Here is a 25,554-nt window from a genome sequence, read left to right on the forward strand (position 1 = left end):
GGACCACCAATGGGGTGTCCTGTTTCGCCGACGAGACGATGGACCTGGTGTTCTGGTCGAGCGAGATGGTGCCGAGCGTCCTGACCGTCGAGGCCCGGGCTGGGGATGCCACCGCGGCCGAGCCGTTCGACCTGGGCCGGCTTCCGCTGCCGATCATGCTGCTGCGGCAACCGAGCAGCGCCCGGCAGTTGCTGATCCGGGACGGGGCGCGCTGCCTCCAGATCGAGGTGCTGACCAATGGAACGCCCCGGCATCCCGCGCGGCATCCGGTCCGCCTTCTGTTTCCGCTGGGGCCGGCGCCCGAGGACGAGCCGCGCCTGTTGGCCTTGCGGCGGTTCCTGCATGTCCGGCGGGAAAGCGTCCTTCCCGACCGCCTGTACCCGCCGGAACGGCGTGCCGGGCGGTGGCTGGACATGCTACGCGCCTGCGATGCGCGACGGGCCGGAGCGTCCCAGCGCCAGATCGCCGCCGCCATCTTCGGCGCGGACCGGGCGGCGCAGGACTGGGGCGGGCGGTCGGACTATCTGCGCCTGCGGGTTCAGAGACTGGTTCGCGGCGCCGAGAACATGGCGGCTCGGGGGTATCGCGACCTCCTTCGGTAAGCGGGAACCTGCTGGAGGCGGAGGGTCGGTGGGGGATCCGCGACGGGTTTGGATGGCGGAGGGAGTTGTCAACGCCGCGTGAATTTTCCCCAGAAGTGGCGCGCGAATTTTCCCCACATTGAAAAAAGGGTTATGTGTTGGGCTGTTGATCGGGGCTCCTGTTTTTCGGTGGTCGGCCCCTTCGTTTCGGCGCCGTCGGGGACGGTGATGTGGACGGTCGGGCCAGTGTGTTTTCCGGGATCAGGCCGGCGTGCTGACGCAGGCGATAGCTGGCGCCTTCGATCTGTATAACGACGGCGTGGTGGAGCAGGCGGTCGAGCAGCGCGGTGGCGACGACGGGATCACCGAAGACGTCGCCCCACTCGGCGAAGCCGCGGTTGGACGTGAGGATCATGGCGCCGCGCTCGTATCGGGCATTGACGAGCTGGAAGAAGAGGTTGCCGCCGCCGGGGATGACGGGCAGGTAGCCGATCTCGTCCACGATCAGCAGCGCCGGCCGGCAGAGGAAGCGGATGCGTTCGCGCAGGGTGCCCTCGCGTTCGGCCTTGGCGAGGGATGCGATGACCTCGGCCAGGGTGGCGAAATAGACGCTGCGGCCGGCCTTGACCGCCTCGACACCCAGCGCCAGGGCCAGATGGCTCTTGCCGGTGCCGGGCGGACCGAGCAGATGCAGGACCTCATGGCGGTCGATGAATTCGAGCTGCGCCAGGGTGAGGATGCGATTGCGGTCGAGCGACGGCTGGAAGGAGAAGTCGAAGTCGGCCAGGGTCTTGACCGTGGTCAGCCGGGCCATCTGCAGGGCTGCTTTCACGCGGCGTCCCTCGCGGCCGGTGTATTCCTCGGCCAGCAGGGCGTCGAGCGCCTCCAGCGGGGCCACCTCACCGCGCTCCAGCTGGCGGATGGTGTGGTCGAGAATCTCCAGGGCACGCGGCATCTTCAGGCCGACGAGATGCCGCCGCAGGCTGTCGACGGTGGAGGTGGCGCCGGTGGTGGTCACGGTCGAGGTCATGGCCGCGCCTCCCCGGCCAGGCGCCGCCCGACCTCGGCATAGACGTCGAGCGGCCGGCGCGACACCCGGGTGCCCCCAAAACCGATCGGCTCGGGCGGCGGGTCGCGCGGGGTCTGGCTGTTGGGCGGCGGCGGCGCCGTGCGGTGACCCTCGGCGATGCGGCGCAGCCCGCGGCCGTCCAGCACGGGATGGCTGGCGATCAGCGTGTCGTCCTCGAGGATGCGGATCTCGTCGGCGAGGACATGGACCTCCACGGCGCGCCGCCGGGTGCAGTCGGGGACGCTGTAGAGGTTGCCGCCGACGGAGACCATGCCGTCGCGCGTGACGCGCCGCTCCAGGCTCAGCACGGCGCGGAAGGGGCCGGCCGGCAGCGGCTTGAGGGACGGCCGTTCCTCGGCGAAGTGCTCGGCGACGATGCGGCGCGTGGTGGCATGGCACCGCGCGTTGGCCACCTCGTCGCGCCACTGCTCGAACTGCCGGTTCAGGTCCTCGAGGGAGCGGAAGCTGCGGCCCAGGAAGAAATCCTGGCGGACATAGCGGAACGGCCGCTCGACCTTGCCCTTGGTCTTGGCGCGATAGGGCCGGCAGGCCTTGGGCGCAAAGCCGTGGTGGGCGGCGAAGGCCAGCAGGGTCCTGTTGTAGACGATGCCCTCGTCACCGTCGCCCTGGACGGCCGTCTTCATGCGGTCGAAGAGCACCTGCTCGGGGACCCCGCCGACGGCGGTGAAGGCGGCGGTGAGGCAGCGCAGCACCGTCTGCAGGTCCTGGTGGGGGACGAAGCGGCCCCACAGGAACCGGCTGTGGCCCAGCACGAAGGAGAACAGCCACACCACGCGCTCGGTTCCCGGTTCGTCGGTGAAGGTGGTGCGGAAGTGGGCGAAGTCCACCTGGGCCTGGCGGCCTGCCGGGGTCTCGAACCGGCGCTCGAAAGCGGGACTGGCGGCGGGTCGGACGGTTCGGACATAGTCCTTTACGGCGGTGTAACCGCCGCTGTAGCCGCGCTCGCGGATCTCGCGCAGCAGCCGCTTGGCGGTCAGCTCGGGCACAGCCTGAAGACGCTGGCGCAGATACTCCTGCCAGGGGGCAATGACGGGCTCCCTGGGCGGCCGGGGGGCGTAGACCGGCGGCTCCAGCCCGCGCTTGATGCATTTGCGGACCGTCTTGCGGTCCAGTCCGGTGCGCCGGGCAATGGCCGACAGGCTCAGGCCCTGCCGGTGAAGATCAAGGATCATGACAACGTCCCCAAGTGTGACCACCGCGCCCTCCGCCCCCTCTGTTGGAGAGCGGCATCTGGGAGGCGCGGCGTTCGCGTAACCCTGGGGGCTAGCCCCCAGGGTTACGCGACGGTTGCGTCAGGGTGGGGAATTTTCAAACGCCACAAATGGGGAGTTTTCATCCGGCACTGACAGGGAGTGGCCTTCCGCCGGCCCGTCGGGGAGACATGCCATGTCCCGCGCACCCGCACGGCGGTCCAACGGCGACCGCGCGAACCTGTATTCCGAGATCACCGACCGCATCATCGCCGAGCTTGAGGCCGGGCGCCTGCCCTGGGTCCAACCCTGGGGCACCGATCAGGCCCGCACAGCGGTCGGCCTGCCGCGCAACGCCGGCTCGGGCCGGCCGTACTCCGGGATCAACGTCCTGATCCTCTGGGGAGCCGTCATCGAACGCGGGTATTCCGGCCAGGGCTGGTTGACCTTTCGGCAGGCCAAGGCCCTGGGCGGCTCCGTCCGCAAGGGCGAGCGCGGCACCACCGTCGTCTACGCCGACCGTTTCGTGCCGGAGGACGAGCGCCGCCGCGCTCTGGAGAAGGGCGAGAATCCCCAGGCCATCCCATTCCTGAAGCGCTTCACGGTGTTCAACACCGACCAGTGCTCCGACCTGCCCGAGGACATCGCCACCACCGCGCCGCCGGTTCCCGAGGGCCTGATCCTGCCCCGTGCCGAGGCCCTGATCGCCGGCACCCGGGTGGATTTCCGCATCGGCGGCAACCGCGCCTTCTACAACCCCCTGCACGACTTCGTGCAGGTGCCTCCTCCGCAGGCGTTCTACGAAACGTTGAATTGGCATCGCACGGCGCTGCATGAACTGGGTCACGCGAGTGGCCACAGAACGCGTCTCGACCGCGACCTCTCCGGTTCGTTCGGCTCCCGCAAGTATGCCTTCGAGGAACTGGTGGCCGAGATCACCGCTGCCTTCACCTGCGCGGCGCTGTCGATAATCCCGACCGTCCGCCACGCCGATTATATCGCATCCTGGGCTGACGTCTTGCGCGAAGACAACCGCGCCATCATCCGCGGTGCCAGTCAGGCCAGCAAGGCCGCCGACTGGCTGATGGGCTGCCTGCCCGAGCATGTCGTGATCCCCGCCACCACCCTCGATAACGAGGAGGTCGCGTGATGAAAGCCACCGGTACGCCTCTCTTTCTATTCCTCATTGCCATGGCGGTCATCGCCTTCTGGCCGCTGTCGAAGCCCCTGCCCATCGGTCCAGCCACCGTCCTGTCCGGCGACAGGCTGGTGATCCATGACGTCACGTTCCGGCTCGTGGACATCCGTGCGCCGGATCCGGATCGCATGTGCCGGCACCGCGACGGTCGCCCCTGGCCCTGCGGGGCCGATGCGATGGCCACCCTGCGCGAGGCCACCGGCGACTTCCTCGTGTCCTGCGCCGTCCAGGGACCGGAACAGGACGGCGCCGCCCCCGCGCGCTGCGTCGTTCGCGGCGAGGATCTGGGCCGCACGATGCTGTTGGAGGGACTGGCGGTCGCCATCGGCCAGCCGTCCACCGAATACCTGGGCGCCGAACGCACCGCCCGGTTCCTGCAAAAGGGCCTGTGGGATGATCCGGATCACACCGACGCGGCCGAGATTTCGGGCGGTGCGGTCCGCCGGAGGTGAAGGGCCGTGGGGGTTTTCGTGACCGGTTATCGGGTCGGAGGGAGGCTCCGGCCGGCCGGTCACGGAGAACCACCATGACGAGTGCATCCCGCAAGAGCGCGTCCCGCAAGGTGACCCTGAACGGCACGCGCGACATCCCCTTCAACGCGCTGGTCCTGTCGCAGGCCAACGTCCGCCGGGTCAAGGACAGCGTCTCCATCGAGGATCTGGCCGACGACATCGCCCGGCGGGGTCTGCTGCAGAGCCTGACTGTGCGCCCGATCCGCCAGGAGGACGGCACCGAGACCGGCACGTTCGAGGTGCCGGTCGGTGGCCGTCGCTATCGCGCCCTCGAACGGCTGGTCAGGCAGAAGCGCATGACCAGGACCGCACCCGTGCCCTGCATCGTCCATGACGACGGTCTGGCCGAGGAAGATTCGCTGGCCGAGAACGTCCAGCGCGTTGCCCTGCATCCCCTCGACCAGTTCCGTGCCTTCCAGGCCCTGCGTGAGGCCGGGCTGACCGAGGAGGACATCGCGGCACGCTTCTTCATCACCCCCACCGTGGTGCGCCAGCGTCTTCGGCTGGCTTCGGTGTCGCCGCGCCTGCTGGACCTCTATGCCGAGGGCACCCTGGTCCTGGAACAGCTCATGGCCTTCGCCGTCACCCCCGACCACGACCGCCAGGAACAGGTCTGGGAGGCCCTGTCCCAGGGCAGTCACCGCCCGCCCCATGTCATCCGCCGCATGCTGACCGAGACCGCCGTGCGGGCGGGTGATCGACGCGCCCAGTTCATCGGCATCGAGGCCTACGAGGCCGCCGGCGGTCTTGTCCTGCGCGATCTGTTCACCGAGGACAATGGCGGCTGGCTGCAGGACGTCGGCCTCTTGGAGCGCCTGGTGGCCGAACGGCTCAGCACCGTCGCCGAGAAAGTCCGCGCCGAGGGCTGGCGCTGGGTCGAGGCGGCGGTCGACTTCCCCTACGGCCACACCAATGGTCTGCGCCGTCTGCCGCGCGAGACCGTCCCCCTGACCGAGGCGGAACAGGCCGAGCGCGAGGCCCTGGTGGGAGAGATGGACGCCCTGTTGGCGGGGTATCCGGAACCCACCGAACTGCCCGAGGACGTCGACGCGCGCGTGGGCGAGATCGAGACCGCGCTGAAGGCGTTCGAGAACCGTCCGGCCACGTTCGAGCCCGACGAGGTGGCCCGCGCCGGCGTCTTCGTCTCCATCGATCTCGATGGCGAGGTCCGCATCGAACGCGGCTTCGTCCGGCCCGAGGATGAACCGCCCGTGCCGGCCCCCGAGGCCGATCCGGATGCTCAGGCGTCGGCCGAACCGGACGGCACCGAGGGTGCCCCGCTGTCCACCGGGGCCATGCCCGAGGCCAACGCGCCGGGTGCCACCCAGGCGACGGATCCCGACCCGGATCCCGTGGACGACCCGTTGCGCCCGCTGCCGGACCGGCTGGTCACCGAACTGACCGCGCACCGCACGCTGGCGCTCCGGGACGCGCTGGCCACTCGCCCCGACACCGCCTTCCTGGCCGTGCTGCACGCCTTGTGCCTCTCCACCTTCCATCGCCACGCCGTCGCAACCTGCCTGGAGATCACCGGCCGTTCGGGGCCGTTGGCGGTGCAGGCCCCAGGGCTGAAGGACAGTGCGTCGGCGCGGGCCCTGGACGCCCGCCAGGATGCCTGGATCGACCGCCTGCCGGCCGATCCGCGCGACCTTTGGGGGGCGTTGCAGGCCCTGTCGTCGGACGAGCGCATGGACCTGCTGGCCCATTGCGCCTCGCGCACCGTCAACGCGGTGGTCGAGCCCTGGAACCGGGTGCCGGCCCGTACCGATCATGCCGACGCGCTGGCGCGGGCGGTCGGGCTGGACATGGTCGCCGCCGGCTGGCGCCCGACGGTCGACACCTACCTGAGCCGAGTTCCCAAGGCTCGCATCCTGGCCGCCGTCCGCGAGGCGGTGGGCGACGAAGCCGCCGACCGTCTCGTTTCGCTGCGCAAGGGCGAAATGGCGACCGAAGCCGAGGCCCTGCTGGCCGAAACCGGCTGGCTGCCGGAGCCGTTGCGGACGCCCCAAGCGGACAAGTCGGCCGTCCCCGAAGTCCCGGACGCGGTGTCCGAGGGGCCGGAGGCGGGTGCTGCCGATGCCGATATCGGCGCGCCGAAAGCGCCACCGAACGAGGGCAAGACGGGTCCCCATGCCGAACACATCGACGACGCCACCCGCGCCGCCGAATAGCCCGCATCCCTCACGCGGCCCGGTTCCGGTGTTCCCGGGGCCGGGCCGTTTCTCTGCCGGAGGGCTCCGCCATGTCCCTTCCCGAGATCGTGTCCCGCCTGGCCGCCGAGGCCGAGGCGGTCTGTCGTACCTATCTTCCCGCCGGCCGGCGCCAAGGCGCCTATTGGCAGGTCGGCGATGTACTCGGCACACCCGGCGGCAGTCTCTATGTCCGCCTGACCGGCCCCCGTGCCGGTAAATGGACCGATGCTGCGACTTCGCAACACGGCGATCTGCTGGACCTGATCGCCGCCAACCGCGGCCTGGACCTGCGCGCCGCCCTCGACGAGGCCACCGCCTTCCTGCGCCTGCCACACGATCCCCCGGCTCCCGCGCGCGAGCCCGTTCCCGCCAATTCCACCGCCGTCGCACAACGCCTGTTCGCGGCTTCCCGGCCCATCGCCGGTACCCTGGCCGCGCGCTATCTGGCTGGACGCGGCATCGTTCTGGCCCATCCCGAGCCCGCGCTCCGCTTCCATCCCCGTGCTTTCTGCCGGCCCGATCCGGGCATGACTCGCACCCAATGGCCGGCCCTGATTGCCGCCGTCACCGCCGCCGACGGCACCCTGACCGGTGTTCATCGCACCTTCCTCGACCCCGCCACCAGCGGTAAGGCGCCGCTGATCCGGCCGCGCCGCGCGCTCGGATTGCTGCTCGGCAACGGCGTCTGGTTCGGTGCCGCCCGCCCCGTCCTGGTCGTCGGCGAGGGTCTGGAAACCATCCTTTCTCTGCGTTCCGTGCTACCGGATCTGCCCGCCGTCGCGGCGTTATCGGCCGCTCATCTCGGCGCGTTCAAGCCGCCGCCCGGCCTGCGCCGCCTGTACGTGGCCCACGATGCCGACGCCCCCGGCCTGCACGCGCTGGCGCGTCTGGCAGGCCGCCTCGGACCCCGCCCCATCACAGTCCGTCCGCTGCCGCCGGTCGGTGCGGATGCCAACGCCGACCTGCTGTCCCTCGGCCCGCGCCGGTTCCGCGCGCGTGTTCTCGGCCACCTGGATCCGGCCGATGTGCCCCTGGCCCTCGGTAGGGAATGAGCCGGGACAGGGGCGCCGGATCGGCGGGGACCGGCGGTCGCGTTTGGTTTCTCCCCCGCGTGGGACCGCGCCGGCGGCCTTTCCATGTGGGGGTCTGCCGGAGGCCGGCCGGCGCCGCAAGGACGCCAAGGCGTCCTCCTCCACTGCGTTGCGGCCCGATCGGGTGCGGCGCCGTCCTCGGGGCCTCCGGCGGGCGATCCCCGGAAAGGCCGCGATGGGCGCGGCCTCCAGCCAGCGGGAGAGCCCCATGGTCCGCGACGTCCTGCCCCCCACCGACGATCCGCAGCCCGCCGTCTCCGCCACCGCCCACCTGCTCGAGGAACTGCACCTTTACGGCATCCGCCCGTTCCAGGACGAACCCGATCCGCGTCCCATGCCCGACGCGGAGACCGCCGAAAGCGCCGTCATAGCCTGCCTCGACACCCTCGCCGACCTGTTCACCGGCACCCGCCTGGAGGACGATCTCGGCGACCTGCTGTGGTCCGTCGTCAACGCCTTCCACCGCCGCGTCGGCGCGCTCGACCGGGCGTTGGACACCAACGAACAGGCCCAGCGGCGCTCCCAGGCCGAGCAGGATGGCAGCGAGGTCCGATCCGTCGAGCTCGAACGCTTGACCGCCGAGGGCATCGGCCTGATCGAACGCCGCAACGCCTTCGAGGCGTTCCGCGACACCGCCGCCGAGGCTTTCGAGGCCATCACCGGCGGTGCCTGGCGTCCGCGCGTCGGGTCGTTCACCAACCGCCGGGCGCTGACCGCCGCCGTCATCGACAGCCGGGATTTCCTGGCCGCGCGGCAGCGCGCCGAGACCCAGGTGCTGTTGCCGCCGGGTCCGCGCGTAGCCTTCGCCGGCGGCCCGGCCTGCACCGATCATCGGCGCATCTGGGCCGTGCTCGACAAGGTGCGCGACCGCCATCCCGACATGGTGCTGCTGCACGGCGGCGCGCCGAAAGGCGCCGAGCGCATTGCCGCCTGCTGGGCCGACCAGCGCGGTGTGCCGCAGGTCGTCTTCCGACCCGACTGGACCCGCCACGGCAAGGCCGCGCCCTTCCGCCGCAACGAGCAACTGCTCGACGCGCTGCCTATCGGTGTTATCGTTTTCCCAGGCTCCGGCATCACCGACAACCTCGCCGACACCGCCCGGCGCATGGGCATCCCGGTGTGGAAAATCGGCCTGGATGGCGGCGCGTGAGCGCCGCCAAACACAAGTGTCATAGCCGCTGACGGCATGGCCTTTCCGGCTGGGTTGGGCCGAAAGGAGGCTGGCAGCTTCCGCGCGTCGCAGACGGGAAGCTGCCCTTATTCGACCAATCCTATTGTTCACGCCACGGAAAAACGTCAAGATCGCGCTCGGACTTTCTAAGCGCCACGAGATCATTTAGCATTCACCACTCGTCCGATGGTGAGGAGGATGAATTGAGGCTGCAAGACCCCCGCGAAGGTGAAATCATTCATGTAAAAAAGCGGCCAGCCGCCTTCTCCTTCTTCCCCACCTATCACGGCGCTACCCGAGAGGGTTTGCACTCCACGCTGTTCGCGACCCATCCTTGGAACATAATCAGGCACGAACTAGAGAAAATCATCGACGCCACTGCCCAGCGACAGGCCCTGGCGTTTTCCAATCAGGCACGGGACTTTTTCACCGCAGCCCAGAGTTCGGACGTCAATGCCGCGAAGCCGCTTTTACTCTACTACTCGCTCCTTAACCTCGCGAAGTGCTTTGTCGTAAAGAAGCGCGGCACCGCCCTCGGGATAGTTAGACACGGGCTCTCGGAAAGGCTGCCAGCTACGCAGGGCGCAATCCATGGCCACGTCTCCATCGATATTGCACAGAACCCGGGCGTGAGTGCGTTCGTGATGTTCGCCAACGCACTCAACGCGCCCCTGCCGGTGCCGGCAGCGGGGAACACGCATGTCCAGATGCGATCACAGGACTTCCTCGGCCAGATCCTGATCGGGCACCGAGTGTTCAGCCAAGCGGAGCGGCAGACAGAGCGCTTCATCAGCCTGGAACGCGTCGAGTACATGCACGATCCCGCAACCAGAGAGGCCTGGATCAGGGCAAGAGCCTACGCTGACGATTTCATCCGTCTTGGCTATCCAATGACGGGACTATCCAAGAGCCTAAACGACGCCTCGATCTGGAGAAACGTAAAATGCGAGCACACGATCGACGGGCGACGGATCATTGAAGCCGAGATGACGAATGTGGTCGCTTATGGCCAACGCCCTTCTCAGGCTTTGGAACAGCTCAGCGGTATGACCCGGTCAAGATTGTGGAGGTCGGTCACTGCCACCCCGCCCTACCGGAAGTATTATGTCTACCACGCCTCGTCGACGCAGTTCCTTATGAATCAGCTGCTCACGATGTATCTCGCCACTTTCTATTTTGGCTCTATCACACGCTACAAGCCGGAGCAGTTCGACTTTATCCTGCGCAGCCCGATCGGCCCGTTCGTGTTCGAATTCTTCGCCAATCAGCCCACGCAGTTCCTATACCTCATGACTTCGGAATTCACAGGCCAGGAAGTCGCGAAGGCAGCTATCGCCTGAAAGGAAACCCTCGCCCCACCCCCCTATGCGACGCTATACAGCGTCGCGGATGTCCGGATCGGGAATGATTAAGGGGCGGCTTTCCGGGACCGCCATTCAGCACCCTGAACGATGAAAATGGGCGCAAATCTTACGGTGATGAATAATACCCGTTTTGGGTCGCCGATGCATCAGTTTTCACACCAGGATGGTGGCGCCCGCGCGGCTTGGCCGCCGCACGCCGGGCTCTCGTGAACCGAGCCGCCTTGCGGCGTCTCGGCCTTCGGCTTCGATCCCCTGGCGCAAGGAAGACAAAGGAAACTTGGGCGCGGTGCGGGCGGTGAGGGCCGCTCGCATCCCCCGACATCGGCACGTGGCAGCGCGTCGTGAACGCCTGAAGCAGTAACCGCTGGCTCCCGAGTCGGCCGCTGATCGCCCTCTCTTTGGGATCAGCTTGACCCGCGACGGACGGAGTGGGTGGGCCATTCAGGGCGTGCGGATCGGTCCAGAGACGGCGCGCCAGCCAGCGAGCCCGGCGTCTCCCGTGATCCTCGACGGCGCGTCAGGCCGCCCATGCGGAGACGCGTATGGCCGCGATGCCAACGCCTTTGCCCGCCTGGGTCGCTCAGTCCGGCGACGGTGCTGGCGGTTTGCCGTCGCCCGATGAATCCTGTCGTCTGTCCGCTGAAAGCATGCCCGAGTATGGCCATTTCGGTCTCCCATGGCGTCCGTGTCCTGCGCGCGCGACCATCCCTGCGTGTCTCCTGAAGGCCGTGAACCCGCGCCGCGCCGGTCCAACCCCGCGCCCCGACAAATTTCCCCTGGCCGGTTCCCGGCCATTCCTCGCGGGACAAATTTGCCGGGCCTTGGGGTCCTCCCCTGCGGTCCGGCCCTTCGCTGCGCTGCGGGTGGGCCGACGCGCCTCGCGGGCTCCCTGGCCGAGACATCGCAGGGATGGTCCCAGCGAGACACGGCAAGGAGACCCACCATGGCCATCACCCTCGGCACCTTCACCAAGCAGGACGACGGCAGCTTCACCGGCACCCTGAAGACCCTGAACGTCACCGCGAACCTGAGCATCGTCCCGGTCGCCAAGGCGTCCGACAACGCCCCCGACCATCGCGTCTACGCCGGCGGCGGCCAGCGTTACGAGGTGGGCGCGGGCTGGAGCCAGGTCGCCAAGTCCAGCGGCGAAACCTACCTCAACCTCAAGATCGGCGCGCCCGAATTCGGCCCGCACTGGGTCCGCGCGCGGCTGGTCAAGCTGGAGCGCCCCGGCGACGACGGCACCACCCACATCGCCCTGTGGGAGCCGCGCGACCGCTGATCCCGGCCTTCCTCACGAGCCCCGCCCCGGTGCGCCGGTGGCGGGGTTTCGTGTGCTTGGGCCGGGTCCGTCCGCGCATGCCGCCGCTACGCCCACGGGGGGCTCGAAAACGCCCGCGCCCGATTTCGAGCGTCCCGCGCCGCCGTCATGCCCGTCACGCTGGCTCCCGTTGCATCCCCAGACGAGGAGGGTCCGGCCATGGACGACGAGGCCACCCGTGCGGCCCGGGCGAAGAAGGGCAGCCCGTTCCTGAACACCGCGCAGGCCGCGTTTTACGTCGGCTTGTCGGCGCGCACGCTGGAGAAGATGCGCCTGACCGGTGGCGGTCCCCGCTTCCGCAAGCACGGCCGGTATGTGCGCTATCACATCGATGATCTCGACGCCTGGTCGCTGGGCGAACAGCGCGTGTCGACCTCGGACGCGGGAGAGACGCCATGACCGCCCGCGCCATTCTGCGCCGCCGCCGTCGGCGCCAGCGGCCGGTCGTGCTGGCGCTGGCCGGCCTGGGCGTCGCCATTCTGTCGCTCACGCCCGCGGAGCGGGCCATGCCCTGGCTGGTGTGGAACGCATCCGCCAGCGCGCCCGTCGGGCTTTATCGCATGACCGACGCGCCCGCCGAACGGGGCGCCCTGGTGCTGGTCCGGCCGTCCGCCGATATGGCCGCGCTGGCCGCCGAACGCGGCTATCTGCCGGCCGGCGTCCCCCTGATCAAGCGCATCGCCGCCGTCGCGGGCGACCACGTCTGCGCCGTCGGATCGGCGGCCGTCCTGCACACCCAAACCGTCGTTCCCCGCCGGGAGACGGACGCCTCAGGACGCCCGTTGCCGCGCTGGAGCGAGTGCCGCCGTCTCGCCGACGGCGAGGTCTTCCTGCTCATGGCCGAGGCGCCGGACTCCTTCGACAGTCGCTACTTCGGGCCGGTGCCGTTGGCCTCGGTGATGGGGAGGCTCGTGCCGCTATGGACCGACTGACGCTCGCCCTGCTGGGCGCGATCACGGTCGTGGCCGCGCCCGCCCAGGCCGCCGACCTTGCCGAGTGGCGGTCCCATGTCGCCGAGACCGAGCGCAGGTTCGGCGTGCCCGCCGCCTGGATCGAGGCTGTTTTGATCGCCGAAAGCGCCGGCAATCCGGCTGCCGTGTCGCCGAAGGGCGCCATGGGCCTGATGCAGATCATGCCCGCGACCTGGGTCGAGTTGCGCGCCGAACACGGCCTGGGCGACGATCCCTTCGCGCCTCGCGACAACATCCTGGCCGGCGCCGCATACTTGCGCGCCATGCACGACCGGTTCGGCTTTCCGGGGCTGTTCGCCGCCTACAACGCCGGCCCGACGCGGTACCAAGCGCACCTGATGACGGGCGATCCGTTGCCCGCCGAGACCCGTGTCTTCGTCGCCCGGGTCACTCAAATCCTCGGCGAAACGGCATCACCGCACGTCCCAAACGGGCGGCCAAACACGTCCCCCAGCATCGCGGAAACGCCCCCGAGTCCGTCCGGACGCGGCCTGTTTTTCACGCTCGGAACGACGTCCGGCGCGTCGTTTTCGGCGTCGCAAAGCGGCCTGTTCGTGCCGCTGACAACGGTCACCGACGCCGTCGATTGAACGGTCTCAACGGCAATAAAGTTGACGTGCGAAGCATCGCCCCCGGAACATATCCAAGACCCTACATCGCATGAGATAGTAATTGAGCGCAGAGAGAAGAGGAGTTGGATATAAGGCAAGATAAAAGAGGGCCTCCTCCTTTCGGCTATCCCTTTGTCTGCACATCGTTTTTTCGGGAGGGCGCTGAGGCGTGAGGAGGTGTTCGCCTGGAGCGCATTGATATCCATTGTCTTTTCAGGAGGCTGCCATGGCCGAGGACGAGTTCACGCCGAAGCTGGGCAAACCCCGGTCGCGCGGCTCCAAAAGCGGCAAGCGCTATGCCCATCAGGTGCTGGCCGCCGTCAACCGGGCTGGCGGTCGCGCGGCGCGCAAGTCCGGCGCCGGGCTCGGCCGCATCGGGCGCGGCGGTGCGCCGGCCGCCGCGCTGGCGGGACGCCGTCGGTCGGCGTCACGATCCCGCCGCCGCGTGATCGTCAAGGCGCGGATTGTCCGCCTGGCCGGGAAGGGGATGGAGACGGCGCGCGCCCATCTGCGCTACATCCAGCGCGACGGCGTGACCCGCGACGGAGAGCGCGGCTCGCTGTATGGCGCCGACCGGGACCGGGAGGACGGTCGCGCCTTCCTGGAGCGCGCCGACGGCGACCGGCACCAGTTCCGCTTCATCGTCGCGCCAGAGGACGGCGGCGAATACGACGACCTGCGGCCGCTCACCCGCCGCCTGATGGCGCAGATGGAAACCGACCTCGGCAGCCGTCTGGACTGGGTGGCCGTCGACCACTTCAACACCGGTCATCCGCATAGCCACATCCTGCTGCGCGGCAAGGATGAGCGCGGCCACGATCTGGTCATCGCCCGCGACTATATATCCCATGGCCTGCGCGAGCGCGCCGCCGATCTGGTCAGCCTTGATCTCGGACCCCGCACCGAACACGAGATCGCCCTGCGCGACCGCGCCGACATCGAGGCCGAACGGCTGGTGCCGCTGGACCGGCAGTTGCGGTCGATGGCCGACGCCGATGGCCTCGTCTCGCCGGCCGTCCGTGATGCGACCCGCCAGACGTTGCTGGCCGGACGCCTGCGCAAACTCCATCGTCTGGGGCTGGCCAAGGAGACGCGCGCCGGCCGCTGGCGTCTGACTCCCGACCTTGAACACACTCTGCGCCGCATGGGTGAGCGGGGCGACATCATCAAGACCCTGAACCGGGCGCTTGCCGAGCGGGGCCGCGCGCCCGATCCCGGTGAGACCGTGGTTCACGATCCGGACACCGCCGGGACCCGTGTTGTCGGGCGGGTGGTGGCGCGCGGTCTGTCCGACGAGATTCGCGACCGGCAATACCTGATCGTCGATGGTCTCGACGGGCGGACTCACTATGTCGACATCGGTCCGGGCGACGGCACGGAGCCCACACCCGAAGGCGCCATTGTCGCCGTCTCCCCACGCTCCGTTCGGCCGCGCGACGTGGATCGCAGCGTGGTCGCCGTCGCCGAGGCCCACGGCGGGCGTTACAGCGTCGACCGGCATCTGGCCCACGACCCGTCGGCAACCGAGGCCTTTGCCGAGACCCATGTTCGCCGCCTGGAGGCCATCCGCCGCGCCACCGGCGCCGTCGAGCGCGAGCCGGACGGCACCTGGGTCATCGGCCCCGATCACCTGAACCGCGTGGCGGACTTCGAACGGACCCGAGCGCGCGCGGCGCCGATGGTGGTCCGCGTGCTGTCGCCGCTGTCGCTGGAGCGCCAAGTCGAGACCGACGGTGCGACGTGGCTCGACCGAGATCTGACCAGCGACACCCCGGAGGCTACCCGCGAGGCCGGCTTCGGCCGCGAGGTGCAAGCCGCGCGGCTGCGCCGGACCCGCTGGCTCATCGAGCAGGGCCTGGCCCGGGACGAGGCGGGAGGTGTCCGTTTCCGGCAAAACCTGTTGGCCACCCTGCGCCGGCGCGAGATGACGCGCGCGGCGGGGGCGCTGTCTGAGGAGTTGGGCCTGCCCTATGCCGAGGCCCGTCCGGGCGAGCGGGTGGAGGGGACCTATCGCCGTGCCGTCGATCTGGCCAGCGGCAAGATGGCCGTGATCGAGAAGGCTCGCGAGTTCACCCTGGTGCCCTGGCGCCCGGTGCTGGACCGCCATGTCGGCCGGTCAGTGTCCGGTGTCCTGCGCGGCGAGACCATCTCCTGGACCATCGGCCGCCAGCGTGGCGGGCCGTCGATCTCGTGAGGCTGACACCGTTCCGGCCTTGCACGGTTTCCATCAACCCTGCACACTGAGAACATGCGGACACAAGGAGCTTCCCATGCACGGCATGACCCTCGAGCAACTGCGCACCTCCGTCCAGGCTGGCGGCGTCCGCGACGTTACCCTCAGGGGTGAAGGCGGTTCCTTCCTGGTCGAGATCGCGACGGGCACCGACGCAGCGGTCCTGGTCAAGGCGCGCAGTACCGAACCGCGCCGGTTCCGCACGCCGACCTCGGCCATGATGGTGCTGCGCGGCGTGGGCATCGACGAAGCCCGCCTGGATGCCCGCGACTGGGATCCGACCCGCAAGGACCGCAGCCGGGCGCGGGATTCACGCGCCGAGGCGATGCGGCGGGCGCACCGGGCGGCGGCCCACGCCGACTGGCTGGCCGGCGAGATCGCCGCGTCCATCGACGATCCCCGGCCGAACATCCCGCATGACGTGGTGATGGCGGACCTCGAAGCGGACCTTGCCGCTCTGCCGGACGGCCCGGATGACCGGTCGGGTGACGGGGGGCCTGATCCATGACGGCGCCCTGGCGCCTCAACTGGCGACCGATGGCGCAGGAGGATCTCCGCAGGATCGTCCGGTACATTGGTCGCGACAATCCTTCGCGCGCCCGCACCTTCGGCCTGGACATCCGTGACAAGGTGAGCCGCCTTGCGGACCATCCGGAGATGGGCCGGCCCGGACGGCCCGGCTTGCGGGAGGGCATCCGAGAACTGGTGGCCCATCCCAGCTACGTCGTCTTCTACCGCCTGCATACCGAGACCCGGACGGTCGAGATCCTGCGCGTCAAACACACGGCGCAGCGGATCCCGTGACCTTGGCTTTGCGTCGCTTCCTTGCGATCGTGCGGTCATCTGTCGGCCGCGCGTCGGGCGGTACGACCGAGAGCCGGCGCGGCCGTCCCCGAGCCGGATGGGCCTCGGCATACAGCACGGCGAGATCCAGGGCCTCGCCGTCGAGGTCGGGGTAAGCGGCCAGGATGCGCTCGCGGGGCAGGCCGGTGGCTACCGACGCGGCCAGGTCATGCACCGGGATGCGCGTGCCCCGGACGACGGGCATGCCGCCCAGGATGGCCGGATCCTCGGTCACGCGTGCCTGCGCGGCCCCCAGCCGGGTGCCCCGCGTGTCGGCATCCGCGACGAAGGGGGACAGGCTGACGCTCAGGAAGTCGTCGTCAACCCGCCAGTCGGCCTCCGCCCAGCCCTCGAAGGGACGAGCGAGAAGCGGGGCGGTAATGCGTTCGGAGAAGCGGCCGATCAAGGCGAGGCGTTCCTCCGCCGTCAATGCTCGCGCGGCGCGGACATAGAACCCCACCAGCGGACAGGCGGCCAGATGGACGCGCCGCCCGTCGGCGACCGAATAGAGCCGTTCGGGCAGGATGCGTTCGTCGATCACCCGGTTGACGTCGCGCAGGGTGACACCGGCGACGACGGCGGCCTCGTTGGGGGTCAGCAGGCTGGCGGCCATCATATGCCTCATAAATCGTCCGATGCTTCGGAATATAATTCACTCTGATTGCCTCGCCAAGGTCCAAGGCGGTCGCGTCGTACACCATCGCATCAGACCGCCGTTGTCCGGTTCGGGCCGCTGGCCGAGCCTTGTCCGCATCGTCCCGGCACTCTCGCCGGGACCGGAGCGGACGGACGATGCCATGACCCCCACCAAGCTGCTGATCGGCCAGGTCCTGGTCGTCTTCGCCATCGTGATCCTGGGTGTCTGGGCCGCGACACAGTGGGCCGCCGACATGCTGGGCTATCAGGCCCAACTGGGCGAGCCGTGGTTCATGCTGTTCGGCTGGCCGGTCTATCCGCCGTGGGCGCTTTTCGTCTGGTGGTTCGCCTTCGAGGCCTATGCGCCCGAGGTGTTCGACGCCGCCGGTCTGCTGGCCGGCATGAGCGGCTTCATGGGCGCCGCGGCGGCCATTGTCGGGTCGCTGTGGCGGGCGCGCCAGGGGCGGATGGTGACCACCTACGGCTCGTCGCGCTGGGCCACCCGCCGGGAGGTGGAGCGGGCCGGTCTGTTCCGCCCGGCCGGGGTGTTCCTGGGTCGGCTCGGTTCCCGCTACCTGCGCCACGACGGGCCGGAGCACGTCATGGCCTTCGCGCCCACGCGGTCGGGCAAGGGCGTGGGGCTGGTGGTGCCGACGCTGTTGTCCTGGACCGGCTCGGCCGTCATCCACGACATCAAGGGCGAGAACTGGCAGCTCACCGCCGGCTGGCGGTCGCGCTTCTCGCACTGCCTGTTGTTCAACCCGACCGACCCGCGCTCGGCCCGGTACAATCCGCTCCTCGAAGTCCGCAAGGGACCCCACGAGGTCCGCGACGTGCAGAACATCGCCGACATCCTGGTCGACCCCGAAGGCGCGCTGGAACGGCGGAACCACTGGGAGAAGACCAGTCATGCGTTGTTGGTGGGCGCCATCCTGCATGTGCTCTACGCCGAGGAGGAGAAGACCCTGGCCCGGGTGGCGACCCTGCTGTCCGACCCCCGGCGCGGCTTCGCCCGCACCCTGCACCGGATGATGACCATCAACCACCTGGGCACCGACGCCGAGCCCCGTGTCCATCCGGTCGTGGCCTCGGCCGCTGGCAGCGTTACCGTCCATTTAAGCTGCCATGGACCGCCAAACCCAACGACCCGTCATTGCAATCAGCCTGCTTGTCCCCCACTTCCTACAACAACCGACCGAAAGTTGCCGGATCCTGTTGACATCGGGTGAATCTTGTTGCTTTCTGTAGAGGTGTGGCGTATGAGATGCGTCCCCAAAATCCACAGTGAGCGTATGGCATGCCTCGGTGTAACGGTGAAATCAAGAGATTGCGGTTGGCGTTAGGCTTGTCACAAAACAAGGCGGCGGGTCGAGCTGACTTGGATCGCTCAACTTATCGGAATGCAGAGCACGGCGAGCCTGTGAGCGAGCTCACCGTTGAAAAGATCGCCATGTGCTTTTCGGATCTTAGTGGGAAGCCAGTCACTGCGGCTCAGCTTGTCAAAGAGTGAAAGTCTGGCTTGAGGAGGTAGCTGTGGCAGATGCGAAGACACGGAGAAGTGCCGCCGAAGTTTATGCTTCTGTGGCATCGCCGAGTGAGCTTCTGTACCATATTGCCCATGCTCGGAAAGAGAACTCCGCTGAAAAATACGACGGCGAACAGTTGAAGTGCGTCTCGGCCAATCGGCGTGCTGCTGATATTGCTCAATTCCGTGCGGCGACGCAATTGTTCAAAGAGCGCTCAATCCCTCGAAAATAAACAAGGTTTCTTGGAAGAGAGCCCGATGGATTGGGTTCTCTTTATTTTTGGGAAAATGGCAGATGATGTTTTCTGAGGCAGAAATACAACAAAGATTTGAAGATCTTTACAATATCGCTTGCGGTTTTTGTGCCGATTTTAACGAGGGTTGCGATATAAGAGCCGAAATAGATCCGTCTTTATTGTATTTATGTGTGGTATCAATGTATGATGATATTTCACGATATAAAGACTACCATCTTAATAACCCTGAAAAACAGCGTTCTAATCCCATTAAACGTGCAGCGTACGGTGCAAAATGGATTACGCGTTTCTCGCCCATAATTTTTCCACGAATGGGGCATGAAACGGGCGAAGGCGCGTCTAAAGACAGTGATGTTCTAGTCAATGCAGCTTTTGCTCTTCATTTTGCTCTTGTGAATATGGAAATTGAGGCTAGCGTTAGCCTTCGGCTTTCTACCGAATATTACTATCAGATTGTTTATGATCTTCTTTACCGCTCTCTTTCGTCAGATGCTCTTATAATACTGTTTCAGGCTTTAGCTGATGTTGCGAATAAAACACGTGGCCCTACTTACTTAATTGAATAGGCTTAATACTATTTGAGCGGCAGTTATGAGCGTTGGTATGGCCATTAATAAAGTGGACACTAAATAGGAAAAAAACACAAAAGTCCTGATTCCGAAGCCGCTATTGTCATAAAGCTCATATTTTTTGTGCAAAAGATTTGAAACGGGGCCTGAGTGCTTGCTTAGCCAATGCTCTCTACTAGATCGAACGCCAGCGTTCCGCATTCTTTCAAGCTTTTCCCCGTCAGCATCGTTTCTTGTACTTCCTTTTTCGGATTGATCACCTGCTCTATCATCCAAAATAAAGGTTTCACCTAAATTGAAAACCTCTTTCAACTCAAGATTTATTGCCTTGGCGCGCTCCATGGTTATAACAGCAAGTTCTTGAGAAAAAAATTCGTAGCGGTTCGAGAATATTTTTATAACGTCGGGGCAAAAAATATTGTAAACAATTGTGGATATTGAAAAGGACAGAACCCCAAAATAGATGAAGTGTAGACTGTTAACGGTAAACTCTTCCGCCTCCGTATCCGCCAACCCTATGCGCTGCCCTACAATAGAAAACAAGCTGGATGTAAAATCTCCGAACAAAATAAAATATCCAATAACTGGCATCAGAACAGTCATCCTAGATATCGGTGACCGTCCGACCGAACGAAGCTGATACCAAGTAGGAACCTTCATTCCTCGCCCCCACCCCAAACTACCGCGAGAATTTTAGCGCACGCGCGGCTTCAGGAAAACATAATTTGTACCAGGACGCGTTCGGCGCCCACGGCGTCAACGAGGGCCGGCCCCGGGGCGAGGATCTGCTGCCGGGATTCTGAGCCTTCGGACCCTCCCGGACCCTGGGGCGCGCAAGGGCGTACATAACCGCTCTCAGCGATTCCGCCCGTCCGAGAGAGCCTTGCTCCAACCGCCGCCGCGCCTCGCGGCCAAGCCGGAGCAAGCCCCATGCGCCGTCCCCGTATTCGTCATCAATGCCTGCTGGAGGCCGACCTCAGCGACCGCCTCGACGCGGCCGCACGCCATCCTTCGGCCACCAAGTCCGCCATCATCGCCGATGCCCTGAAGGCGTGGTTCGAGCGCAAGGGCCAGCATGAGCTGGACAACCGATTCGGCCCGCGCCTCGACCGGCTGTCGCGCGGGCAGGCGCAAATCCGCCGCGACCTGGACGTGGTGCTCGAGAGCCTGGCGCTGTTCGTGCGCTACCAGCTGACCCAGACCGCCCACCTGCCGGAACCCGACGCCGCCGCCCGCGCGCAGGGCCAGGACCGCTTCCAGCGCTTCGTCGACCAGGTCGGGCGCCGCATCGCCAAGGGTAAGGGAACCTTGCGGTCGGCCGATCCGGACACGGAGGCGTCGTCATGATCCCGCACCCGGAAGCCGACGACCGCCGCCGCACCATGCTGCGCACCGCCATGGGACCGGTCATCGCCGCCGCGCTCGCCGATCCGGCCGTGCTGGAGGTCATGGTCAACCCGGACGGCAGCCTGCGCCTGGATCGCCTGGGCGAGGGGCGCATCGACACCGGCGCCCGCCTGGGCGCCGCCGAGGCCGAACGCATCATCCGGCTGGTGGCCTCGCATGTGCGCGCCGAGGTCCACGCCGACAGCCCGGTGGTCAGCGCCGAGTTGCCCTCGGGCGAGCGCTTCGAGGGCCTGCTGCCGCCGGTCGCCCCGGCACCCTGCTTCGCCATCCGCAAGCCGGCGTCGCGGGTCCACACCCTGGCCGACTACATCGCCGACGGCATTCTCACGCCGATCCAGGCGGACGGTCTGCGCGCGGCCGTGCGGGCGCGGCGCAACATCCTCATCGCCGGCGGCACGTCGTCGGGCAAGACCACGCTGGCCAACGCCCTGCTGGCCGAGGTCGCGGCCGGCGACGAGCGCGTGATCCTCATCGAGGACACCCGCGAGCTTCAGTGCGCGGCGCCTGACTGCGTCAGCCTGCGCACCCGGCGCGGCCATGTCTCGCTGGCCGATCTGGTGCGCTCAACCCTGCGCCTGCGCCCCGACCGCATCATCGTCGGTGAGGTCCGGGGGGCCGAGGCGCTGGACATGCTCAAGGCCTGGAACACCGGCCACCCCGGCGGCATCGCCACCGTCCATGCCAACTCGGCCCGTGCCGCTCTCTACCGCATCGAACAGCTCTGCCAGGAGGGCGTGGTCACCGTCCCCCGGCGTCTCATCGCCGAGGCCATCGACCTCGTTGTCTTCATCGCCGGCCGAGGCTCGGCCCGCCGGGTGGAGACCGTCGCTGCCGTCACCGGCCTCGACGGGGCGGGCGATTACGCCGTCACGACTCTCACCCCCGAAGGGCTGGCCGCCCTGTGACCCCATCCCGCCCACAGGAGGACCCCATGACCCGTCCGTCCCGCCTTCGTCCTGTCGTCCGCAACGGCCTTGCCGCCGCTGTAGGCGCCGCCGTCCTGCTCGCCGCCACCGCCGCCCGGGCCGCCGGCTCCGGCATGCCGTGGGAGGCGCCCCTGGAACAGATCCTGGAGTCCGTCCAGGGGCCGGTGGCCAAGATCGTCGCCGTGATCATCATCATCATCACCGGGCTGACGCTAGCCTTTGGCGAGACCTCCGGCGGGTTCCGCCGCCTGATCCAGATCGTCTTCGGCCTGTCCATCGCCTTCGCGGCGTCCAGCTTCTTCCTGTCGTTCTTCTCCTTCGGCGGCGGAGCGCTGGTGCGATGAGCGGGGCGCCCTCTTCCCTGCCGGGCTTCGAGGTGCCGCTGCACCGGTCCCTCACCGAGCCCATCCTGATGGGCGGCGCGCCGCGCGCGCTGGCCATCGTCATCGGCACCACCGCCGCCGCCATCGGCCTCGGCCTGCAGCAGTGGGTCGCCGGCCTGGTACTGTGGGTGGTCGGCCACACCATCGCCGTGCTGGCCGCGCGGCGCGACCCTGACGTCGCCGTCGTGCTGGTGCGCCACCTGCGCCAGCGGGGCTGGTGGTCATGCTGAGCCTCGCCGAATACCGGCCCCGCGCCGACCGGCTGGCCGACCACCTGCCCTGGGCCGCCCTGGCCGGGCCGGGGATCGTGCTGAACAAGGACGGCTCGTTCCAGCGCACGGTGCGCTTTCGAGGGCCGGATCTGGAGAGCGCGACCGAAGCCGAACTGGTCGGCTTGTGTGCCCGAGCCAACAACGTGCTGCGCCGGCTGGGGTCGGGTTGGGCGCTGTTCTTCGAGGCCGAACGGCGCCCGGCGCCGCACTATCCGGCCTCAGACTTCCCCGATCCGGTCTCGGCCCTGGTCGACGCCGAACGGCGCGCGGCCTTCGAGGGTGGACGCCCGGCCTTCGAGAGCGCCTATCACCTGACGCTGGTCTTCCTGCCGCCGCCCGACAGTCAGGCCCAGGCCGAGGCCGCCCTGCTGGAGCGCGAGCATCCGGCCGGCGGGCGCAACTGGCCGCGCGAGCGTGCCCGCTTCGTCGAGGAGACGGACCGCATCCTCGACCTGCTGGCCGGAGTCCTGCCTGAGGTGCGGACGCTGGACGATGCCGAGACCCTCACGGCCCTGCACGGCACCATCTCGACCAAGCGCCATCCGGTCGCCGTCCCCGACGTCCCCATGTACCTGGACTGCGTGCTGGTCGACACCCCACTGACGGGCGGACTGGAGCCGATGCTGGGAAGCGCGCACCTGCGCACCGTCACCGTGCTCGGCTTTCCGGGCATGACCCGGCCCGGCGTGCTGGACTTCGGCTACCGATTGGTCACCCGCTTCCTGCCGCTGGACAAGACCCAGGCCACCCGCGCCCTGACCCGCCTGCGCCGGCAGTGGTTCGCCAAGCGCAAGTCCATCACCGTCATGCTGCGCGAGGTGCTGACCAACGAGCCGGTGCCGCTGCTGGACAGCGACGCCGACAACAAGGTGGTCGACGCTGACGTGGCGCTGCAGGCGCCCGCGTCGGGGCTTGGCCCCGACGCGATTCTATAGATCTGTGCGAAAAGAGGCCGGCCTTGTCCGGCTTCTTTTCGCACGGGGCGGCGATCATGTCGGCTTCGGCCACCTGACCGCCACCGTCACCGTCTGGGACGAAGACCGCGCCCGTGTCGAGGACCGGGTGGGCAACGGGCTCGTACTTTCTGATGCAGAAAAGCAGACGCTTGACTTGATAATTTCAAGATGAAGTAAAACAGAATGCAACTAATTGCCATCAGGCCGTGGCAACACAGCAGCTTCTAGTCTTGCTATCTCAGCGATTATACTGATCGCTGCCCCCTCGGTTCCGTCATATTTCAGAAAGCTGATAGCCCGAGAAATCGCGGACCCCACCCTATCCGCGAAATCAACTGCCTCAGCGTTGGACAATTCCCGGTCTTGGTCATAAGCGGCAGCGGTCAGAAAATGGTAGAGGCTGTAGGCTACTGCTCGCCGCTTATCATTTGCTTCGCTTTGGCAACGATAGGCCAACGCCGCCGCATCACTTAAACAGCGAGACCCAGCGAATGCGCCTTGGATCTGACGGTTGGAAATCAGCGATTTTAGTTTCTCGACAGGCGTCATAGCCCCAGGAGGTCACTCAAAGTCAGTGCGTGTAAGAAGAGGCACCAAGCGCACGTCTCTTTCTTGCAGGCTCTGCATAGCGCCCTCTAGACGATCCACAATGGTGAAGACCTCTTCCACCTTACATCCCGCTTCGCGCACGGCGTCAACCGCCTTTCCAACAGATCCACCGGTGGTAGTGACGTCGTCCACCAAAATCACTTTCGCGCCTATCGGTAGGTTTCCGTCAATCAGCTGATTAGTACCATGACCCTTTGGTTCTTTACGAACAAAGAAACCGGGAACCCTTCGCGGACGCACATTACTATGCGCTGCGACCACCGAAACTATTGGCACGGCACCCAAAACGAGGCCGCCTATAGCGGCTATATCCCCGCGTTTTTCGATCTCATCCAAAATTAGAGATGCGATAAGGCTGGCCCCTTCCGGGTCAAGCATGGTGGGCTTCATGTCGAAGAAATAGTCAGTCATCTTTCCCGAAGACAACTTAAAGGCACGGCCTTTTCGCAGAGACTTCTCCGCTATGATCTGGCGAAGTCTCTCTAGTGGTTTGTACGTTGTCCCGGTTTCGGCAAAGGCGACGGCCACCATGCATCATCTCCACAGGCCTGGAATCAAAGCGCGAGCACGAGGCTCGCGATACGATCTAGGCCGAGTTTGTAGTTACGTAGAGATGCGCGCTGCACCTTCTACAACATCTTGTGCGTAAGTGAGGAGGATAAACTGTTTTGCACCCTGTGTCACTGACGAATTGCGCGGCGATATGCACTCGCTTGGGCGGGTGAGTCAAGGCAAATTTCAAGGCAACGCGGGGTGCTGGCGGAAGCGGAGTCATTTTGACGAACTCATTCTGCCGATCATCCTCGGTGCCGGCCATGCCGCATGGCCGGTGTTCGATTCCACCAACTACGTCCAGAACGTCCTGCAGGCCGCCCGCGCCCTGGAACAGATCAACAACCAGATCCTGGCGCTGCAGAACCAGGCCGTCATGCTGGAAAACATGGCGCGCAACCTGACCAGCCTGGACCACTCCGCGCTGGAGGACCTGACCGGTGCCCTGGTCCGCATCGACGCCCTGATGCGCGAGGCCGAGGGGCTCAGCTACGACCTCGCGGACCTCGAGGATCAGTGGCGGGCGCGTTACCCCGAGACCTACGACAGCACCGTCACCGTCGACGACATGGCCGTCGCGGCACGCCAGCGCTGGCGCGACGCCATGGACGCCTGGCACCAGTCGATGCGCGTGCAATCGCGCATCGTCGAGGACATTCGCGCCGACCACGGCGTGCTGGCTGATCTCGTCACCCGCAGCCAGGGCGCCGTCGGCGCGCTGCAGGCCCAGCAGGCCGGTAACCAGCTCCTTGCTCTCGCCGCCAAGCAGCAGATGCAGCTGCAGACCCTGCTCGCCGCCCAGGCCCGCGCCGAGGCGCAGGAGAACGCCCGCAAGGCCCAGGCGGAGGAAGCGGCCCGCATCGCCACCGAGCGCTTCCTCGGCGACGGTGTTGCCTACACCCCGCGCTGATCCCTTTGCCGTGTCTGCACTTGACCGAAGGCAGGCGACGCACATGGACGACCTTAACGTTATAGATTCCTTCCTGGACACCTTCGTCCACTAGGCCGTAGACTCATAAGCTCTGGCACCACAGGCGTACCGAGATGAACTTGAGGGCGGCGAGGAAGTTGTCGGGACGCTTGTCGTAACGGGT

29 protein-coding genes are annotated in these 25,554 nt (G+C 66.8%); 24 read left to right on the plus strand and 5 right to left on the minus strand.

The window, feature by feature from the left end:
• Positions 1-14: 14 nt before the first annotated feature.
• Entirely contained in the window at positions 15-602 is a 588-nt protein-coding gene (locus GGD88_RS14745; RefSeq protein WP_184436789.1) for a DNA -binding domain-containing protein, read from the plus strand.
• A 130-nt stretch (positions 603-732) separates the two neighbouring features.
• On the opposite strand, the gene istB is transcribed toward GGD88_RS14745, so the two are convergent.
• Together istB and istA are read right to left on the minus strand one after the other, a co-directional pair.
• A complete protein-coding gene (istB, locus tag GGD88_RS14750; RefSeq protein ID WP_184436791.1) occupies positions 733-1,611 on the minus strand; it encodes an IS21-like element helper ATPase IstB in 879 nt (292 codons plus the stop codon).
• Positions 1,608-2,867 carry an IS21 family transposase gene (gene istA / locus GGD88_RS14755; RefSeq protein WP_184436793.1) on the minus strand — a complete coding sequence of 420 codons (1,260 nt, stop codon included), beginning with the start codon at positions 2,865-2,867 and terminating at the stop codon, positions 1,608-1,610. The genes istB and istA overlap by 4 nt, the downstream gene beginning before the upstream one ends.
• A gap of 190 nt (positions 2,868-3,057) precedes the next feature.
• Here istA and GGD88_RS14760 point away from each other — a divergent pair, with 190 nt between their 5' ends.
• The 13 genes from GGD88_RS14760 (at position 3,058) to GGD88_RS14820 (ending at position 16,329) form a co-directional block, all read left to right on the plus strand.
• The gene (locus GGD88_RS14760; RefSeq protein ID WP_184436795.1) at positions 3,058-4,011 is read left to right on the plus strand and encodes an ArdC family protein; all 954 of its coding nucleotides are present in this window, start codon (positions 3,058-3,060) and stop codon (positions 4,009-4,011) included.
• A complete protein-coding gene (locus tag GGD88_RS14765) occupies positions 4,011-4,511 on the plus strand; it encodes a thermonuclease family protein (protein ID WP_184436797.1) in 501 nt (166 codons plus the stop codon). The genes GGD88_RS14760 and GGD88_RS14765 overlap by 1 nt, the downstream gene beginning before the upstream one ends.
• 74 nt (positions 4,512-4,585) lie before the next feature.
• A complete protein-coding gene (locus GGD88_RS14770; RefSeq protein ID WP_184436799.1) occupies positions 4,586-6,742 on the plus strand; it encodes a ParB/RepB/Spo0J family partition protein in 2,157 nt (718 codons plus the stop codon).
• Positions 6,743-6,813: 71 nt separating this feature from the next.
• The gene (locus tag GGD88_RS14775; RefSeq protein ID WP_184436801.1) at positions 6,814-7,815 is read left to right on the plus strand and encodes a DUF7146 domain-containing protein; all 1,002 of its coding nucleotides are present in this window, start codon (positions 6,814-6,816) and stop codon (positions 7,813-7,815) included.
• 247 nt (positions 7,816-8,062) lie between these two features.
• On the plus strand, positions 8,063-9,004 hold the full coding sequence (locus tag GGD88_RS14780; RefSeq protein WP_246423800.1) for a DUF2493 domain-containing protein: 942 nt from the start codon (positions 8,063-8,065) through the stop codon (positions 9,002-9,004).
• A gap of 224 nt (positions 9,005-9,228) precedes the next feature.
• Positions 9,229-10,365: a YaaC family protein gene (locus tag GGD88_RS14785; protein WP_184436805.1), complete on the plus strand. Its 1,137-nt coding sequence runs from the start codon at positions 9,229-9,231 to the stop codon at positions 10,363-10,365.
• Positions 10,366-11,332: 967 nt separating this feature from the next.
• Positions 11,333-11,671 carry a DUF736 domain-containing protein gene (locus GGD88_RS14790; RefSeq protein ID WP_184436807.1) on the plus strand — a complete coding sequence of 113 codons (339 nt, stop codon included), beginning with the start codon at positions 11,333-11,335 and terminating at the stop codon, positions 11,669-11,671.
• A 198-nt stretch (positions 11,672-11,869) separates the two neighbouring features.
• Complete coding sequence (locus GGD88_RS14795; protein ID WP_184436809.1) at positions 11,870-12,109, plus strand: helix-turn-helix transcriptional regulator; 240 nt, start codon at positions 11,870-11,872, stop codon at positions 12,107-12,109.
• Positions 12,106-12,642 carry a S26 family signal peptidase gene (locus GGD88_RS14800; protein ID WP_184436811.1) on the plus strand — a complete coding sequence of 179 codons (537 nt, stop codon included), beginning with the start codon at positions 12,106-12,108 and terminating at the stop codon, positions 12,640-12,642. Before GGD88_RS14795 ends, GGD88_RS14800 begins: the two co-directional genes overlap by 4 nt.
• Positions 12,630-13,271, plus strand: coding sequence for a lytic transglycosylase domain-containing protein (locus GGD88_RS14805; protein ID WP_184436813.1), 642 nt, complete (start codon positions 12,630-12,632; stop codon positions 13,269-13,271). Before GGD88_RS14800 ends, GGD88_RS14805 begins: the two co-directional genes overlap by 13 nt.
• 247 nt (positions 13,272-13,518) lie before the next feature.
• Positions 13,519-15,486 carry a relaxase/mobilization nuclease RlxS gene (gene rlxS / locus GGD88_RS14810; protein WP_184436815.1) on the plus strand — a complete coding sequence of 656 codons (1,968 nt, stop codon included), beginning with the start codon at positions 13,519-13,521 and terminating at the stop codon, positions 15,484-15,486.
• 76 nt (positions 15,487-15,562) lie between these two features.
• Entirely contained in the window at positions 15,563-16,033 is a 471-nt protein-coding gene (locus tag GGD88_RS14815) for an antitoxin PaaA2 family protein (RefSeq protein ID WP_184436817.1), read from the plus strand.
• Entirely contained in the window at positions 16,030-16,329 is a 300-nt protein-coding gene (locus GGD88_RS14820) for a type II toxin-antitoxin system RelE/ParE family toxin (protein WP_184436819.1), read from the plus strand. Before GGD88_RS14815 ends, GGD88_RS14820 begins: the two co-directional genes overlap by 4 nt.
• Here the strand turns inward: GGD88_RS14820 and GGD88_RS14825 are convergent.
• The gene (locus GGD88_RS14825) at positions 16,301-16,984 is read right to left on the minus strand and encodes a DUF433 domain-containing protein (protein WP_184436821.1); all 684 of its coding nucleotides are present in this window, start codon (positions 16,982-16,984) and stop codon (positions 16,301-16,303) included. The two genes, GGD88_RS14820 and GGD88_RS14825, sit on opposite strands and share 29 nt — an antisense overlap.
• A 181-nt stretch (positions 16,985-17,165) precedes the next feature.
• Between GGD88_RS14825 and GGD88_RS14830 the strand changes: the two genes are divergently transcribed.
• The 4 genes from GGD88_RS14830 to GGD88_RS14845 all read left to right on the plus strand — a co-directional run bounded on the left by GGD88_RS14830 (position 17,166) and on the right by GGD88_RS14845 (position 19,352).
• A complete protein-coding gene (locus GGD88_RS14830; protein ID WP_425502600.1) occupies positions 17,166-18,233 on the plus strand; it encodes a type IV secretory system conjugative DNA transfer family protein in 1,068 nt (355 codons plus the stop codon).
• Between the two features lie 68 nt (positions 18,234-18,301).
• Entirely contained in the window at positions 18,302-18,514 is a 213-nt protein-coding gene (locus tag GGD88_RS19430; protein WP_425502601.1) for a helix-turn-helix domain-containing protein, read from the plus strand.
• A 23-nt stretch (positions 18,515-18,537) separates the two neighbouring features.
• Complete coding sequence (locus GGD88_RS14840; protein WP_184436824.1) at positions 18,538-18,762, plus strand: hypothetical protein; 225 nt, start codon at positions 18,538-18,540, stop codon at positions 18,760-18,762.
• A gap of 62 nt (positions 18,763-18,824) precedes the next feature.
• The gene (locus GGD88_RS14845) at positions 18,825-19,352 is read left to right on the plus strand and encodes a hypothetical protein (protein WP_184436826.1); all 528 of its coding nucleotides are present in this window, start codon (positions 18,825-18,827) and stop codon (positions 19,350-19,352) included.
• Here GGD88_RS14845 and GGD88_RS14850 read toward each other — a convergent pair.
• A complete protein-coding gene (locus GGD88_RS14850) occupies positions 19,341-19,958 on the minus strand; it encodes a hypothetical protein (protein WP_184436827.1) in 618 nt (205 codons plus the stop codon). The two genes, GGD88_RS14845 and GGD88_RS14850, sit on opposite strands and share 12 nt — an antisense overlap.
• A 327-nt stretch (positions 19,959-20,285) precedes the next feature.
• On the opposite strand from GGD88_RS14850, the gene GGD88_RS14855 reads away from it, so the two are divergent.
• The 5 genes from GGD88_RS14855 to GGD88_RS14875 are packed head-to-tail and all read left to right on the plus strand — an operon-like array spanning position 20,286 to position 23,278.
• The gene (locus GGD88_RS14855; protein WP_184436829.1) at positions 20,286-20,702 is read left to right on the plus strand and encodes a CopG family transcriptional regulator; all 417 of its coding nucleotides are present in this window, start codon (positions 20,286-20,288) and stop codon (positions 20,700-20,702) included.
• Positions 20,699-21,667, plus strand: a complete 969-nt coding sequence (trbB, locus tag GGD88_RS14860; RefSeq protein WP_184436831.1) for a P-type conjugative transfer ATPase TrbB — start codon at positions 20,699-20,701, stop codon at positions 21,665-21,667. Before GGD88_RS14855 ends, trbB begins: the two co-directional genes overlap by 4 nt.
• A 26-nt stretch (positions 21,668-21,693) precedes the next feature.
• Positions 21,694-22,032: a TrbC/VirB2 family type IV secretion system protein gene (locus GGD88_RS14865; RefSeq protein ID WP_184436833.1), complete on the plus strand. Its 339-nt coding sequence runs from the start codon at positions 21,694-21,696 to the stop codon at positions 22,030-22,032.
• Positions 22,029-22,301: a VirB3 family type IV secretion system protein gene (locus GGD88_RS14870; protein ID WP_184436835.1), complete on the plus strand. Its 273-nt coding sequence runs from the start codon at positions 22,029-22,031 to the stop codon at positions 22,299-22,301. The genes GGD88_RS14865 and GGD88_RS14870 overlap by 4 nt, the downstream gene beginning before the upstream one ends.
• The gene (locus GGD88_RS14875; protein ID WP_221237174.1) at positions 22,295-23,278 is read left to right on the plus strand and encodes a hypothetical protein; all 984 of its coding nucleotides are present in this window, start codon (positions 22,295-22,297) and stop codon (positions 23,276-23,278) included. Before GGD88_RS14870 ends, GGD88_RS14875 begins: the two co-directional genes overlap by 7 nt.
• A 582-nt stretch (positions 23,279-23,860) precedes the next feature.
• On the opposite strand, the gene pyrE is transcribed toward GGD88_RS14875, so the two are convergent.
• Complete coding sequence (gene pyrE, locus GGD88_RS14880) at positions 23,861-24,439, minus strand: orotate phosphoribosyltransferase (protein WP_184436837.1); 579 nt, start codon at positions 24,437-24,439, stop codon at positions 23,861-23,863.
• Between the two features lie 172 nt (positions 24,440-24,611).
• Here pyrE and trbJ point away from each other — a divergent pair, with 172 nt between their 5' ends.
• On the plus strand, positions 24,612-25,370 hold the full coding sequence (trbJ, locus tag GGD88_RS14885; protein WP_184436839.1) for a P-type conjugative transfer protein TrbJ: 759 nt from the start codon (positions 24,612-24,614) through the stop codon (positions 25,368-25,370).
• Positions 25,371-25,554 lie beyond the last annotated feature (184 nt).

The organism is Roseospira goensis (genome assembly GCF_014197795.1).
GTDB classification, from domain to species: Bacteria; Pseudomonadota; Alphaproteobacteria; order Rhodospirillales; family Rhodospirillaceae; genus Rhodospira; species Rhodospira goensis.

Coding starts and splice junctions, on each gene's coding strand:
- istB (WP_184436791.1), bottom strand. CDS start 1,611: ATGACCTCGACCGTGACCACCACCGGCGCCACCTCCACCGTCGACAGC.
- GGD88_RS14760 (WP_184436795.1), top strand. CDS start 3,058: ATGTCCCGCGCACCCGCACGGCGGTCCAACGGCGACCGCGCGAACCTG.
- GGD88_RS14765 (WP_184436797.1), top strand. CDS start 4,011: ATGAAAGCCACCGGTACGCCTCTCTTTCTATTCCTCATTGCCATGGCG.
- GGD88_RS14770 (WP_184436799.1), top strand. CDS start 4,586: ATGACGAGTGCATCCCGCAAGAGCGCGTCCCGCAAGGTGACCCTGAAC.
- GGD88_RS14775 (WP_184436801.1), top strand. CDS start 6,814: ATGTCCCTTCCCGAGATCGTGTCCCGCCTGGCCGCCGAGGCCGAGGCG.
- GGD88_RS14780 (WP_246423800.1), top strand. CDS start 8,063: ATGGTCCGCGACGTCCTGCCCCCCACCGACGATCCGCAGCCCGCCGTC.
- GGD88_RS14790 (WP_184436807.1), top strand. CDS start 11,333: ATGGCCATCACCCTCGGCACCTTCACCAAGCAGGACGACGGCAGCTTC.
- GGD88_RS14795 (WP_184436809.1), top strand. CDS start 11,870: ATGGACGACGAGGCCACCCGTGCGGCCCGGGCGAAGAAGGGCAGCCCG.
- GGD88_RS14800 (WP_184436811.1), top strand. CDS start 12,106: ATGACCGCCCGCGCCATTCTGCGCCGCCGCCGTCGGCGCCAGCGGCCG.
- GGD88_RS14805 (WP_184436813.1), top strand. CDS start 12,630: ATGGACCGACTGACGCTCGCCCTGCTGGGCGCGATCACGGTCGTGGCC.
- rlxS (WP_184436815.1), top strand. CDS start 13,519: ATGGCCGAGGACGAGTTCACGCCGAAGCTGGGCAAACCCCGGTCGCGC.
- GGD88_RS14815 (WP_184436817.1), top strand. CDS start 15,563: ATGCACGGCATGACCCTCGAGCAACTGCGCACCTCCGTCCAGGCTGGC.
- GGD88_RS14820 (WP_184436819.1), top strand. CDS start 16,030: ATGACGGCGCCCTGGCGCCTCAACTGGCGACCGATGGCGCAGGAGGAT.
- GGD88_RS14825 (WP_184436821.1), bottom strand. CDS start 16,984: ATGATGGCCGCCAGCCTGCTGACCCCCAACGAGGCCGCCGTCGTCGCC.
- GGD88_RS14830 (WP_425502600.1), top strand. CDS start 17,166: ATGACCCCCACCAAGCTGCTGATCGGCCAGGTCCTGGTCGTCTTCGCC.
- GGD88_RS19430 (WP_425502601.1), top strand. CDS start 18,302: ATGCCTCGGTGTAACGGTGAAATCAAGAGATTGCGGTTGGCGTTAGGC.
- GGD88_RS14845 (WP_184436826.1), top strand. CDS start 18,825: ATGATGTTTTCTGAGGCAGAAATACAACAAAGATTTGAAGATCTTTAC.
- GGD88_RS14850 (WP_184436827.1), bottom strand. CDS start 19,958: ATGACTGTTCTGATGCCAGTTATTGGATATTTTATTTTGTTCGGAGAT.
- GGD88_RS14855 (WP_184436829.1), top strand. CDS start 20,286: ATGCGCCGTCCCCGTATTCGTCATCAATGCCTGCTGGAGGCCGACCTC.
- trbB (WP_184436831.1), top strand. CDS start 20,699: ATGATCCCGCACCCGGAAGCCGACGACCGCCGCCGCACCATGCTGCGC.
- GGD88_RS14865 (WP_184436833.1), top strand. CDS start 21,694: ATGACCCGTCCGTCCCGCCTTCGTCCTGTCGTCCGCAACGGCCTTGCC.
- GGD88_RS14870 (WP_184436835.1), top strand. CDS start 22,029: ATGAGCGGGGCGCCCTCTTCCCTGCCGGGCTTCGAGGTGCCGCTGCAC.
- GGD88_RS14875 (WP_221237174.1), top strand. CDS start 22,295: ATGCTGAGCCTCGCCGAATACCGGCCCCGCGCCGACCGGCTGGCCGAC.
- pyrE (WP_184436837.1), bottom strand. CDS start 24,439: ATGGTGGCCGTCGCCTTTGCCGAAACCGGGACAACGTACAAACCACTA.
- trbJ (WP_184436839.1), top strand. CDS start 24,612: ATGCACTCGCTTGGGCGGGTGAGTCAAGGCAAATTTCAAGGCAACGCG.